Raw genomic sequence first — 12,830 nt, 5'->3', positions numbered from 1 at the left:
AAACATTATATATCAAATATTTATTTTAATTTATTAGTGTAAAGTATATCCTTGAAAAAGGAAATTCCCTTCCTCAAAGCCTTGTCATGGCCGTTGGCACAACGCCCGATCATGGAGGGCGGCGGCGTCTTTGCTATGCAATGGCAAAAAAGCAATCTACCATGGTCCCCCGCAAGGTAATGCGAGTGGCGACATGAATGATGGCATAGAGACTGAACCGGGTGGACAACCGCTGCCCGGCAATGAGCGGCCAACGCTCAAGACAATCGCCTTGATGACAGGCCTTGGCATAACCACAGTTTCTCGAGCTTTGAAAGACGCGCCTGATATCGGCGCCGACACGAAGGAGCGAGTGCGCAAGGTCGCCCAGCAAATCGGCTACCAGCCAAATCGCGCCGGAGTTCGTCTGCGCACCGGCAAGACGAATGTCATCGCGCTGGTCTTGAGCGTGGATGAAGAGTTGATGGGCTTCACCACACAGATGGTATTCGGCATTACCGAGGTGCTGTCCAGCACCCAGTACCATCTCGTCGTTACGCCCCACACCCATGCCAAAGACCCGATGATCCCGATCCGCTATATTCTGGACACGGGCTCTGCCGATGGCGTGATTATCTCGAAGATGCAGCCGGACGATCCACGGGTCCGTTTCATGACCGAACGCAACATGCCATTCGCCGCTCATGGGCGCACCGACATGGGCATCGAACATCCCTATCATGATTTTGATAATGAGGCTTACGTCTATGAGGCAGTGAGACGGCTGTCACAATGCGGGCGAAAGAGAATTGCCGTCCTTTTACCACCGACACAATTTTCATATCACGATTTTGCCCGGCGCGGCTTTGACCGCGGCCTGCGCGATTTCGGTCTCCATGAATTTCCGCTGAACGGCATCATCAGCAACGACACGCCTTTGGACCAGATCAAGGAGGTCAGCCGGACGATGATGAGTGCAGCAGATTGTCCCGACGGGTTGGTGTCGATCAGTGGCACCTCCACCATCGCCTTCGTCGCAGGCGTCGAAGAGACAGGTAAGAAAATTGGCAAGGACATCGACGTCGTATCTAAACAGTCGGCGGATTTCCTCAATTGGCTTCGCCCTGAAATTCACACGATGAACGAAGATATCAAGCTCGCTGGTCGCGAACTGGCAAGGGCGCTACTGGCGCGTATCGATGGAAAACCGGTAGCGGGATTGCAGAGCCTCAGCCAACCGGTCTGGTCCAGCCGCGCACCAAAATTCAGCGAATAACAAAAGGCCCGCAGTAAGCGGGCCTTTCAATGTCAGGATCAGAAAATGTCCAGGCCACTGCCCCATGGACCGTGCGGCTTGTCCACACCGTCGATGCGCTCGAAACCATGCGCGCCGAAGAAGTCGCGCTGCGCCTGAATGAGATTGGCGCTGCCACGGGCGCGGCGGTAAGCGTCGAAATAGCCAAGAGCGGATGCCAAGGCCGGAACCGGCAGGCCAGAGAGAACGGCATGAGAGACGACCCGGCGAAGCGGTGCGTCCGTGTCCTTCACCATCTGTGAGAAAGCGGGCGTCACAATGAGGTTCGCAACGTGCGGATCCTTCGTGAAAGCCGAGGTGATTTCATCTAGGAACTGTGAGCGAATGATGCAGCCAGCGCGCCAGATGCGGGCGATGGTCGGCATCGGCAGGTTCCAGCCGAATTCCTTGGAAGCGGCAGACATCACAGCAAAGCCCTGTGCATAAGCACCGATCTTTGCCGCCAGAAGCGCATTTTCCAGATCGGCGATGAATGCCTTTTTGTCAGCAGGTGCTGCCAACGCCTTTGGCAGACCGAAAATCTTTTCGGCAGATTCGCGCTCGTCTTTCTGCGATGACAGAATACGTGCGGCAACGGCGGCCTCGATGGCAGTGGCTGCAACACCCATATTCTGCGCTTCGATCACGGACCACTTGCCTGTGCCCTTCTGGCCAGCCTTGTCCAGAATGAGATCGACCATCGGCTTGCCGGTGATCGGGTCCGCAGCGCGCAGAACCTTCTCCGTGATTTCAATGAGGTACGAATTGAGGCGACCCTTGTTCCACTCGGCGAAGACATCAGCGATTTCAGACGCGGAAAGATTGAGGCCATCACGCAGGATGCCGTAGATTTCGGCGATCATCTGCATGTCGGCATATTCGATGCCGTTATGGATTGTCTTGACGAAGTGGCCTGCGCCATCATTGCCAAGCCACGCAACGCACGGCTCATTATCGTACTTGGCGGAAATCGATGTCAGAACCTTTTCGACACGCTTCCAGCTGTCTTCCGTACCACCAACCATGATCGACGGACCGTGGCGCGCACCTTCTTCACCGCCGGAAACGCCCATGCCGATAAAGGTCAGGCCGCTGTCCTTGAGGTTGTCGAAACGGCGGATGGTGTCGCGGAAATTCGCATTACCGGCATCGATCATGATGTCGCCGTTTTCGAGATGAGGCTTCAAAATTTCCATTTGCTGATCGACCGGATCGCCAGCCTTGATCATGATGATGATCGGGCGCGGCGGGCGGATAGCGGCGACGAATTCCTCGATGGTTTCGCAAGGAATGATCTGGCCCTGCAATTCGCCTGCGTCGGCATAGAATTTCTTCGTGACTTCCGGGGTTCGGTTGAAAACAGCAATCTTGTTGCCTTTTTCCGCGATGTTGAGCGCAAGGTTCGAACCCATTACGCCAAGACCGATCAAACCGATTTCTGCCTGTTCCACGGATGTATCTCCAAATTGCTTATAACGGCGATGTTGTGGCACTCTAATGTGGAAACGGCAAGGCTGCTGCGATCTGAAACGATTAAATTTTGATGACGCAACTCAGCTTTGCGACAGACGCATGAGACTAGCCTTTACCCACTTGCCCCCTACCGCATGGCTTATCGTCTCCATCGTCCAGCGCGCGCCATGCCGCCCCGTCCATGTCTTCATATTGTCCGTTTTTCAGCGACCACATGAACGCGAAAAGCCCGAGAGCACCCAGGAACAGCGCCACCGGAATGAGGAAGAACAGCATATTCATGCAAAACGAACTCCCGAAGATTGTCCGGTCACGGGCGTCTCTCCGATGGCATCCGGCGTTTTTTCGAAGACGTTGAGACGCAGAGCATTGGCGACGACGAGGAGCGAAGATGTCGACATGGCGATGGCCGCAATCATCGGCGTCGCATATCCAGCAAGCGCAATCGGCACAGCGATGATGTTGTAGCCGATGGCCAATGCGAAATTCTGGCGGATGAGGTTACCCGCCCTCTTGGAGATATCGATTGCGAACGACACTGCGCGCAGATCATCGCGCATGAAAACGAAATCCGCCGCCTGCCGCCCAATGTCTGCTGCGGTCGCGGGCGCCATCGATACGTGGGCAGCCGCGAGCGCGGGCGCATCGTTTATGCCGTCACCGACCATCAAAACGTGCCGACCTTCGCCTTCAAGGACTACGCAACGATTGGCCTTATCAGCGGGTGACAGCTCACCTTTCCACATCGAAATGCCGACACGCTGCGCAACCGCTTCGACAGCCCGCGGCCGGTCGCCAGAGACGATTTCCATTGTGAAACCAGCACGCTCGAGTTGGGCGATGGCAGCAGTCGCGCCGGGACGAATCCGGTCTTCAAACTGAAACTGTGCGATCTCGCGTCCGTCGATCGAAAGAACCACCTCCGATGCCGAATGCCGCGTCTCAGTGTCGATGGAATCATCTGGGCAAGCAAAACGCCTGTTACCCAGCCGATACGTGCCGGACGATGTTCTGACCTCCATGCCCGAACCCGGGATATCAACGATCTCTTCGAAGACCGTCAACGGGCCGCCAACTTCACGCAACAGCGCCTGCGAAAGAGGATGCAGTGAATTTGCAGCGATGCTTGCGGCAATTTGCATCGCCTCTAGCGAGATAGAAGCGCCATTCATCAATTGTGGTTGCCCCAGCGTCAGCGTACCGGTCTTGTCGAACAGAACGGTATCGGCCTCCGCCAGCCGTTCCATCCCTGAGCCGTCCTTGACCATGATACCGTTTTTGAACAGCCTTCCAGCGGCAACCACCTGCACGACCGGAACGGCGATGCCGAGCGCACAGGGGCAGGTGATGATCAGAACCGCAATCGCAATCAGCATTGCCTGCTTCCAGTCACCACCCAAGACGCCCCAGGCAATGAATGACGTCAGCGCCAGCAGATGCACGACCGGTGAATAATATTGCGCGGCCCTGTCAGCCAGACGGCGATAACGCGCCCTGCCCCCTTCGGCAGCCTCCATAAGCCCGATGATTTCGGATAGGAAAGAGTCCCGCGCCAACGCCGTCGCTTCCATCACCAGCGGCCCTGTCAAATTGAGCGTCCCGGCCTGGATGAGATCACCGGCATGCACCACACGCGGCCCGCTTTCACCATTAGCAATGGAGACATCCAGATCGCTGTTGCCGCTGACAATCCTGCCATCGACCGGTATCCGCTCGCCCGCTGTAATCGCCACCCGGTCACCGGGTGTAATTTCGCTGACGGCTCGGTATTCACGGTTGCCATCATCAAGCAGAATGGTCGCACCCCGGGGCGAAAGCCGTGCCAACCCTGATATGGCGGAACGCGCCCGATCGCGCATGACATGATCCAAAGCCCGCCCGATCAGCAGGAAAAACAGCAGCGAGACAGTCGCATCGAACCAGGCGTGGGCGCCGCTGTGCATCGTTTCCCAAATGGACACGCCATAGGACAACGTAATCGCCAAAGCGATCGGCACATCCATATTGGTGCGACCGCGCCTCAGTGCGTTGTAGGCAGATCGATAGAAAAACCGCCCGCCGTAAATCAACGCCGGTGCAGCGATCAGCGCAGAAATCCAGTGAAACATGTCGCGAGTTGCAGCATCGGCCCCGGACCAGACCGAAATCGACAGCAGCATGATGTTGACAGCCGCAAAGCCGGTAATGCCAACGGCGCGGATCAGCTTGTTGCGCATGTCATCTGATATCTCCAGCCCGGAGCCGAACAGATGCGCCTCGTACCCCGTAGCCGCAACGGCCTTTGCCAGATCGACAGGGTCCGTCCTAACACCAGCAACCTCTTCCATCCAAACAATGGAAATCCGCTTTGACGATAGGTTGACGCGGGCGCGCTCCACCTGGGGCATCCGTGTCAGCATGTTTTCGATCGTGGTGATGCAGGCGCCGCAGTAAACACCAGGCACGGAAAGATCAGTTTGCCGCAGCCCCTGCCCAAGATCGCGGCTTGCCAGCATCAACTCCTCTGAAGACGGCAATGCTCTCTTCAATCCCGCCTGCTCAAGAGCAATTTCGGTGCCAGGTGCGCAGCAACTCATCTCACACCTCCGGTAATATCGATGCGTTTTCCCTCGTGCACGATGATCGCCCCATCCTTTACGGCGATTGCTTCAACGATCCAGTCGCCTGCGGCCAGCTCGTGCCGCGCGGAAAATGTGTTGGGGCTGTGTTTTTCGAGAGGAAGTGAAAAGTCCTGATGCTCCCCCACCGGACGGCGGAAGTTCAACGTCACCGTATCGGTGTCGATGCCCCCGCGCTGCGGATGGGACACCTCGTATTCGATGATGCTTCCATCGATATGAAGCTCACCGACGATGCCGGTGGCGGCGCGGGCCTTTGCCGCCTCCGCCTTGCCGTTGAATTGCTGGCTGGCGACATAGGTGTTTGGCACCACAAGTCCGCTCCAACTTGTTACGGCGTTCCAGGCCATCGTCACATTCACGGAGATGACCGTGCCAAAGAACAGCAGCATGATCGCCAGCATGTGCCAGCCGGTAAAGGTAAAGTGCTGTCTCTTACGTTGTTCAGCGCTCATTTCCTTGCTCCCGGCCCGTTGAAGACGGCCTTGTAATACGCGGTTTCGGAATATTCGTCGTCGATCGCTATGAAGATGAAATCTTCGGCTGTGCTGGCAGCTGTGCCGCTGGGCGTCGTTACGAAAACCCGCAGATTGGTCACCTCATCCGGCTTCACCTCGATGCTGAAGGACCGGGCGGGCGCATCCGCGATGCCGTTGATCTTCATCACCGCATTCGGCAAGCCATTGAGAGAAAGGGTGATGGTCCGAGGTTGAGCAATCATGTTCAGCAACCGCACGGTATAGCCGTTGCGGATTGCGCCATCCGATTCCATCACATATTGCGGGTTGCGATCATGCAGAACGTTAACGGACAGCCGCTCTCTGGTTGCCAGCGTCACCAGCATGACGATGCCGACGAGGCACCAGACCGTTAGATAGAACACCGTGCGCGGGCGAAAAATGATGCGCCAGTTGAAGTGCCTGATGCCATTGACGAAGCTTCCATCCGCGTTTCGAACGTTGGCGGGGCGGATGTCATGCGCATCACCATCAGTGGCAAGCGCCATGTTGTCTTCGTATTCGTTCAGCGTGGCATAGGCGATCAGGCCGCGCGGCTTGGAAAGCTTGTCCATGACGCTATCGCAGGCATCGATGCAAAGCGCGCAGGTAATGCATTCCATCTGCTGGCCGTCTCTGATGTCAATGCCCATGGGACAAACCGCAACGCAGGCGTTGCAATCCACACAGTCACCCACCGGTTCCCCAGTGGCAATGGCCTTCTTGGCATGGCGTGAACGCCGTTCACCGCGCCAGTCATTATAGGTCACGACCAGCGAATGCTCGTCCAGCATGGCACCCTGAATACGCGGCCACGGGCACATGTAAGTACAAACCTGCTCGCGCATCAGCCCGCCGAGCACGTAGGTCGTCGCCGTCAGCGTAGCCACGGTATAATAGGCGACCATCGCCGCCTCGCCGGTCAGAAACTGCATGGCGAGCGTTGGCGCGTCGGCGAAGTAGAAAATCCACGCACCACCGGTTAGAACGCCGATGAGAAGCCATATGGAATGCTTGAGTACCCGTTTGCGTATTTTGTCGAATGTCCATTCACCGGCATCGAGCTTCATCCGCGCATTTCTATCACCTTCGATAAAACGTTCGACCACCAGAAACAGGTCAACCCACACGGTCTGCGGACAGGTATAACCGCACCAAGCTCTGCCTACCGCAGAGGTCAGCAGAAACAGCCCGAACCCGGCCATAACAAGCAATCCGGCGACGTAGAAAAATTCCTGCGGCCAGATTTCGATGAAGAAGAAATAGAAGCGCCTGTTGGCAATGTCGATCAACACAGCCTGATCCGGCGCATAAGGTCCACGGTCCCACCGAATCCACGGCGTCAGATAATAGATGCCGAGCGTGATCAGCATCACGATCCATTTGAAGCGCCGGAACCGGCCTTCGGCGCGCTTGGGAAATATCTTCCTGCGGGATTCGTAAAGCGGTTGTCTGATTTTAGCGGAATTGACCGGCTCCGCGTTCAGTCTCTCAACCGTGTCTGAGCTGTTGCCGTTGGTGACAGCGTTGTAGATGTTCATGGTCGTGGGCCCGGTTTCTTACCCTTGCCTTTTGGCATTTCGCCGGGCAACCATCCTTGACTTAGGTCAAGTCAAGACAAAGTGGCGCAGGCCACGCACCATAAGGAGGCCGCAATGACCACCATGTTTTCCCGCATCGTCCACATTCCGATCGAGCGTCCCTGGAAAGAGGTCTACGCCTTTGCAGCTGACCCTGCACGAATGCCGCAGTGGGCCGCCGGTCTTGCCAGCGGTTTGACGCAGGATGGCGATAAATGGATTGCGTCCGGCCCGCTTGGCGACGTCCGCGTCAGCTTTGCCCAGCAGAATGACTACGGCGTCATCGACCACATCGTCACCCTGCCGGACGGGACGGAGGTCTACAATGCGCTACGTGTCACACCCAATTGTGGTGGAGCGGAAATCGCATTTACGCTACTCCGTATGCCGGGTATGAGCGATGCGGATTTTGAACGTGATGCCGCTGCGGTATTTGCGGATTTGACCACGCTCAAAAATATGCTTGAGAAGAAATAGGAACTTCCGATGACCGGCCGCAATCGCAATATTGACTATATTGAGTTCAACGTCAGCGATATCGAAAAGACAAAGAGCTTTTACAATGCTGCCTTTGGCTGGACGTTCAAGGATTACGGCCCGGCATATTGCGAGTTTTCGGACGGCAGGCTGACGGGTGGTTTCACGACGACAGGGCCAGTGAATGCCAAGGGCGGCGCGCTGATCATTCTGTTTGCGGATGATATCGCTGCCATGCAGGCCAGCGTCGAAAATGCCGGTGGCAAGATCACCACGCCAGTCTTCGAGTTTCCCGGTGGACGGCGTTTCCACTTCGCGGACCCGGACGGTTACGAACTTGCTGTCTGGTCGGATCGGTAAAATGGAAAGGACCGCAAAACGCGGCCCTCTCGCTTTCCGGGCGGCAGCTTTTACTCCCCGCCACCAAGAGAATGAACGAACAACGTCAGTTGCTTGACTGTCGTGTCGCTCAGACGCTCTCCCCAGGCGGGCATGACGCCGTGCTTGGGCATGCGAATCTGCGCGACAATTCCGTCCTCCCCATGCGCCTTCAGCCAGATGGCGTCGGCAAGGTTTGGTGCACCCATATCGCGGTTGCCCTTGGCATCGTCGCCGTGACAGGACGCACAATTATCCGCGAAAATTCGCGCGCCGGGCTCCACCATGGACGCATCACGCGCGGTTCCAGTGAGGCTGACGACATAGGCAGCAACCTCGCGGATTTCGTTACTCTTCAGCATTTCACCAAAGGCCGGCATCTCCGAAATCCGGGTGTCGGCGTCTTCGGTAAACCGGATGCCATGCGTGATCGTGGTGTAGATGTCGTTGGCAGTCCCGCCCCACAACCAGTCGTCATCGTTGAGATTTGGATAGCCATTGCCGCCTTCCGCACCAGAGCCGTGGCACTGGACGCAATTGATTTTGAAGGCGGCAGCGCCGCCAGCCACTGCCAACTGCATGAGTTCGCTATCCGCTTGAATATTCTCCAGCGAAGACGAAGCGATTTTGTCCAGATAGACATTTTGCGCAGCCTTGGCGTGCTCGCTGTCAGCGACGAAATCTGAGCGGCTATGCCAGCCGAGAAGACCTTGCGTACTGCCTGATATCAACGGCCATGCCGGAAAGGCAATCGTGTAGCCGATAGCCCAGAGGATGGTCATGTAAAAAGTCCACACCCACCAGCGCGGCATGGGGTTGTTCAGTTCTCGAATGCCATCCCACTCGTGACCGGTGGTTTCAACGCCGCTAATGTCGTCAATGTGTTTATCGGACATGATCAGTCCTCCCTGAGCGGAATGCGGGCGGCATCATCGGCGGATTTCCTGGAACCCGGGCGAAGCGTGAAGAGGACGACGCCTGCGAAGAAAAGTGTCATAACAAGCAGGCCCCAGCTGTCGGCGAAGTGGCGCATGGCCGTGTAGGTTTCCATGGCGTTTCTCCTCACCGATATCCGGCGGCATCGTCATAGGTCGAGAAATCGACCAGCGTGCCGAGCATTTGCAGATAGGCGACCAGCGCATCCATTTCGGTGACCTTGGACTGGTCGCCGTCGAAATCACCGATCTTGGCCTTCGGATAGCGCGCCTCCAGCCCCGTCGTATCGGCATTGGGGTCGGCTTGTGCGTTCAAGTCCGCTGCCGCGTTTTCGATCATCTCGTCGCTATAGGGAACGCCGACCATGCGGTTGGCCTTCAGATCCATGGAGATGTCCGTCACCTTGAGTGGCGTCGTCTTAAGGAATGAATAGCTGGGCATCACGGATTCCGGAACGACGTCGCGCGGTTCAATGAGATGCTGGACGTGCCACTCGTTGGAGTAACGTCCACCCACACGCGCAAGGTCTGGCCCTGTGCGTTTCGATCCCCACTGGAATGGATGGTCGTACATGCTTTCTGCGGCCAGGCTGTAGTGACCATAGCGCTCCACTTCGTCACGGAACGGGCGGATCATCTGGCTGTGGCAGACGTAACAGCCTTCGCGGAGATAAATGTTGCGCCCCGCCAGTTCCAAGGGCGAATATGGCCGCATACCCTCCACCTTCTCGATGGTATTTTCGAGGTAGAAAAGCGGTGCGATTTCCACAATACCGCCGATCGAAACCACCGCTAGCGAACCGACGAGCAACAAGGTCGCGTTTCGTTCGATGACGCCGTGTTTGTCGAGAATAGACATCGTTGAAACTCCTTATTCCGCAGGCTGCAGCTTGGGCGCTGCGGTCTTGAAGCCCGCCTCGTTGCGCTGGTAGCCCAGAATTGTCATGGTGACGTTGTAGGCCATGATCAGCGCGCCCCCGAGGAACAGCGCCCCGCCCAGCGCACGCAGCACATAGTAGGGAAAGAGTGCGGCGACCGATTCAGCGAAGGAATAGACCAGGAAACCTTGCGAGTCGTATTCGCGCCACATCAGCCCCTGCTGGATGCCAGCTACCCACATGACGGCGGCGTAGACGACGATGCCGAGCGTTGCGAGCCAGAAGTGCCAGTTGACCATCTGCATGCTGTAGAGGCGTTCACGGTTCCACAGTTTTGGCGTCAGATAGTAGATCGCACCGAAGGTGATCATGCCGTTCCAGCCAAGTGCGCCGGAGTGAACATGGCCGATGGTCCAGTCGGTATAGTGGCTGAGCGAGTTGACGGCCTTGATGGACATCATTGGACCTTCGAAGGTCGCCATGCCGTAGAAGGCAACAGCCATAACCATCATGCGAACGATCGGATCGGTGCGGATCTTGTCCCATGCGCCCGACAGCGTCATCAGGCCGTTGATCATGCCACCCCAGGACGGCATCCAAAGCATGATGGAAAACACCATGCCCAGCGTCTGCGCCCAGTCAGGCAGAGCCGTATAGTGCAGGTGGTGCGGACCAGCCCAGATATACATGAAAATCAGCGCCCAGAAGTGAATGATCGACAGCCGGTAGGAATAGACCGGGCGGTTCACTTGCTTGGGAATGAAATAGTACATCATGCCGAGGAACCCGGCCGTCAGGAAGAAGCCGACAGCGTTGTGCCCGTACCACCACTGCGTCAACGCATCCTGCACGCCCGAGAAAGCCGAGTAGCTTTTGACCCCGAGGAACGACACCGGCATCGACAGGTTGTTGACGATGTGCAGCATGGCGATGGTGACGATGAAAGCGAGGTAGAACCAGTTCGCGACATAGATGTGCGGCTCTTTGCGCTTCAGGATCGTACCCAGGAACGTGATGAGATAACAGACCCAGACAATCGTCAGCCAGATATCGACATACCATTCGGGCTCGGCATATTCCTTGCTCTGGGTGATACCCAGAAGATATCCCGTCGCCGCCATGACGATGAAGAGATTGTAGCCCCAGAACACGAACCAGCCGAGATCGCCGCCGAACAACCGCGCACGCGACGTCCGCTGCACGACGTAAAACGACGTGGCGATGAGCGCATTGCCGCCGAAGGCAAATATCACGGCTGACGTATGGAGCGGACGAACACGCCCGAAATTGAACCACGGCTCGATGTTGAGATCAGGAAAGGCGAGTTGCAGGGCGATTATGACGCCGACGAGAAAGCCGACGACACCCCAGAACACCGTTGCAATCACGCCGTAGCGAATGACCTCATCGAAATATTCAGATTGAAGCCGTTCCTTTGCGGCAGGGTCAACCGGCGCAAAGGATACGCAGCGTAACATGATGACCGCGCCAATCATCAGCACGCCAAACAGCACCCACATATGAGCGGCGAAAAGTTCATCGTAAGCGAAAGCCGCCCCGAGCAAAGCGAGGAAAGTACCAATGCCCACCATCGCCGTTCCAAATAGAGAGTTCATTGTTGGTTTCCCCCAACGTCATCGCAGATATGACGCGGGTCACCGGACCACTCATAGAACAGCAGCAAACGTGCTTTCGCGTCGTTTGCTGCTTTGCCACCGCCTTGGACGAGCGGCCTTGATCCAAATCAAGTTGAGACGTTTAGGTGCGGCGGCTGACGGAGATAGCCTAGCCCTTCATTTTAAGAGGAAGCCCCGCCGCAATGAAGTAGACTTCGCTGGCCACAGACGCGATCTGCTGATGCAAACGCCCGACGTGGTCGCGGAACTCCCGTGCCATACGGTTGTCAGGCACAATGCCGAGGCCGACTTCGTTAGACACGAAGACAATATTTGCACGCGCCTTTGCTGCATGTTGAACGAGGGCGGAAAACGCGCCTTCGACATCAGCGCCCTCCTCCAGCATCAGATTCGTAACCCACAATGTAAGGCAATCAACGAGGATGACATTATCAGGCTGATCGAGTTGCTGCAGGACATGTGTAAGGTCAATCGGCTCCTCGTGGATATTCCACACGTCGCCCCGCCGCTCTCGATGCAGCGCAATACGCTGCTTCATCTCGTCATCCCAGGCGCGGCCTGTAGCAATGTAATGCGCAGATCCGTCGCCCGAAAGAACCAGATTTTCGGCAAACGTCGATTTTCCGGAACGCGCTCCGCCCAGCACCAGCACACAGCGAGATATGGAGGTCATGAGAAAAACGATCCGGTAGCCATTGCGATACCAATCGCAAGCCGCGGAAACGAAAACATGAAAAGAGAACGATTCGTAGATATGGAGGCGTTCTCCCGGTCAATCATGCCATGCTTGCGCGGTGGTGTATCGAGGCTTGTTTACCCGCCCGCGGCATGCGGACATGTCAGCAAATTCGTACGATACAAAAGCGCCGGATCGTTAGGAAGAAAATAGGTCCACTCAGGGTTCTTGTCAAATCAACAAAAGCCAAGCACGTGATGCACTAGCCTGCGGAGAACGAGGCGCCTTTCGGAACATGAAAGGCTAAGGCAGCACCGGTACGCAAAACCAAATCCGGCGTGCATGCAAAGTCATAGAGGCAGAGTGTTACCGGATGGTTAGCATCCACAACGAAAACAGCCGATAAGG

General features: G+C 56.6%; 13 protein-coding genes. 3 read left to right on the top strand and 10 right to left on the bottom strand.

Going from position 1 to position 12,830, the window contains the following annotated elements; all coding sequences use genetic code 11:
• Nucleotides 1-193 precede the first annotated feature (193 nt).
• A complete protein-coding gene (locus tag ATO67_RS00720) occupies nucleotides 194-1,255 on the top strand; it encodes a LacI family transcriptional regulator (protein WP_067642907.1) in 1,062 nt (353 codons plus the stop codon).
• A gap of 38 nt (nucleotides 1,256-1,293) precedes the next feature.
• Here ATO67_RS00720 and gndA read toward each other — a convergent pair whose 3' ends face one another.
• From gndA to ccoG, 5 genes are all read right to left on the bottom strand, one after another.
• Nucleotides 1,294-2,724: an NADP-dependent phosphogluconate dehydrogenase gene (gndA, locus tag ATO67_RS00715; protein WP_067642904.1), complete on the bottom strand. Its 1,431-nt coding sequence runs from the start codon at nucleotides 2,722-2,724 to the stop codon at nucleotides 1,294-1,296.
• Nucleotides 2,725-2,851: 127 nt separating this feature from the next.
• Nucleotides 2,852-3,028 carry a cbb3-type cytochrome oxidase assembly protein CcoS gene (gene ccoS / locus ATO67_RS00710; RefSeq protein ID WP_067642901.1) on the bottom strand — a complete coding sequence of 59 codons (177 nt, stop codon included), beginning with the start codon at nucleotides 3,026-3,028 and terminating at the stop codon, nucleotides 2,852-2,854.
• Nucleotides 3,025-5,322 (bottom strand): cation-translocating P-type ATPase, encoded by a 2,298-nt coding sequence (locus ATO67_RS00705; RefSeq protein ID WP_067642899.1) that lies wholly within the window; start codon nucleotides 5,320-5,322, stop codon nucleotides 3,025-3,027. The genes ccoS and ATO67_RS00705 overlap by 4 nt, the downstream gene beginning before the upstream one ends.
• Nucleotides 5,319-5,819, bottom strand: a complete 501-nt coding sequence (locus ATO67_RS00700; protein ID WP_067642896.1) for a FixH family protein — start codon at nucleotides 5,817-5,819, stop codon at nucleotides 5,319-5,321. The genes ATO67_RS00705 and ATO67_RS00700 overlap by 4 nt, the downstream gene beginning before the upstream one ends.
• On the bottom strand, nucleotides 5,816-7,402 hold the full coding sequence (gene ccoG / locus ATO67_RS00695) for a cytochrome c oxidase accessory protein CcoG (protein ID WP_067642893.1): 1,587 nt from the start codon (nucleotides 7,400-7,402) through the stop codon (nucleotides 5,816-5,818). Before ccoG ends, ATO67_RS00700 begins: the two co-directional genes overlap by 4 nt.
• Before the next feature lie 114 nt (nucleotides 7,403-7,516).
• Here ccoG and ATO67_RS00690 point away from each other — a divergent pair, with 114 nt between their 5' ends.
• Both ATO67_RS00690 and ATO67_RS00685 read left to right on the top strand, forming a co-directional pair.
• A complete protein-coding gene (locus ATO67_RS00690) occupies nucleotides 7,517-7,918 on the top strand; it encodes an SRPBCC family protein (protein ID WP_067642890.1) in 402 nt (133 codons plus the stop codon).
• 9 nt (nucleotides 7,919-7,927) lie between these two features.
• Nucleotides 7,928-8,278 (top strand): VOC family protein, encoded by a 351-nt coding sequence (locus ATO67_RS00685; protein WP_067642882.1) that lies wholly within the window; start codon nucleotides 7,928-7,930, stop codon nucleotides 8,276-8,278.
• A 50-nt stretch (nucleotides 8,279-8,328) separates the two neighbouring features.
• Here the strand turns inward: ATO67_RS00685 and ccoP are convergent, their stop codons facing one another.
• The 5 genes from ccoP to cobU all read right to left on the bottom strand — a co-directional run bounded on the left by ccoP (nucleotide 8,329) and on the right by cobU (nucleotide 12,419).
• Nucleotides 8,329-9,192, bottom strand: a complete 864-nt coding sequence (gene ccoP / locus ATO67_RS00680; protein ID WP_067642879.1) for a cytochrome-c oxidase, cbb3-type subunit III — start codon at nucleotides 9,190-9,192, stop codon at nucleotides 8,329-8,331.
• Between the two features lie 2 nt (nucleotides 9,193-9,194).
• Nucleotides 9,195-9,347, bottom strand: coding sequence for a CcoQ/FixQ family Cbb3-type cytochrome c oxidase assembly chaperone (locus ATO67_RS00675; protein WP_067642876.1), 153 nt, complete (start codon nucleotides 9,345-9,347; stop codon nucleotides 9,195-9,197).
• Nucleotides 9,348-9,358: 11 nt separating this feature from the next.
• A complete protein-coding gene (gene ccoO / locus ATO67_RS00670) occupies nucleotides 9,359-10,090 on the bottom strand; it encodes a cytochrome-c oxidase, cbb3-type subunit II (RefSeq protein WP_067642873.1) in 732 nt (243 codons plus the stop codon).
• A 12-nt stretch (nucleotides 10,091-10,102) separates the two neighbouring features.
• Nucleotides 10,103-11,725 (bottom strand): cytochrome-c oxidase, cbb3-type subunit I, encoded by a 1,623-nt coding sequence (gene ccoN / locus ATO67_RS00665; RefSeq protein ID WP_067642871.1) that lies wholly within the window; start codon nucleotides 11,723-11,725, stop codon nucleotides 10,103-10,105.
• A 169-nt stretch (nucleotides 11,726-11,894) separates the two neighbouring features.
• On the bottom strand, nucleotides 11,895-12,419 hold the full coding sequence (gene cobU, locus ATO67_RS00660; protein ID WP_067642868.1) for a bifunctional adenosylcobinamide kinase/adenosylcobinamide-phosphate guanylyltransferase: 525 nt from the start codon (nucleotides 12,417-12,419) through the stop codon (nucleotides 11,895-11,897).
• Nucleotides 12,420-12,830: the final 411 nt, after the last annotated feature.

Origin of the sequence: Agrobacterium bohemicum (assembly GCF_001562555.1) — a bacterium.
Taxonomy (GTDB): domain Bacteria; phylum Pseudomonadota; class Alphaproteobacteria; order Rhizobiales; family Rhizobiaceae; genus Agrobacterium; species Agrobacterium bohemicum.
Note: the sequence above shows the minus strand (reverse complement) of the source record. Positions and strands in the feature narration are given on the sequence as shown.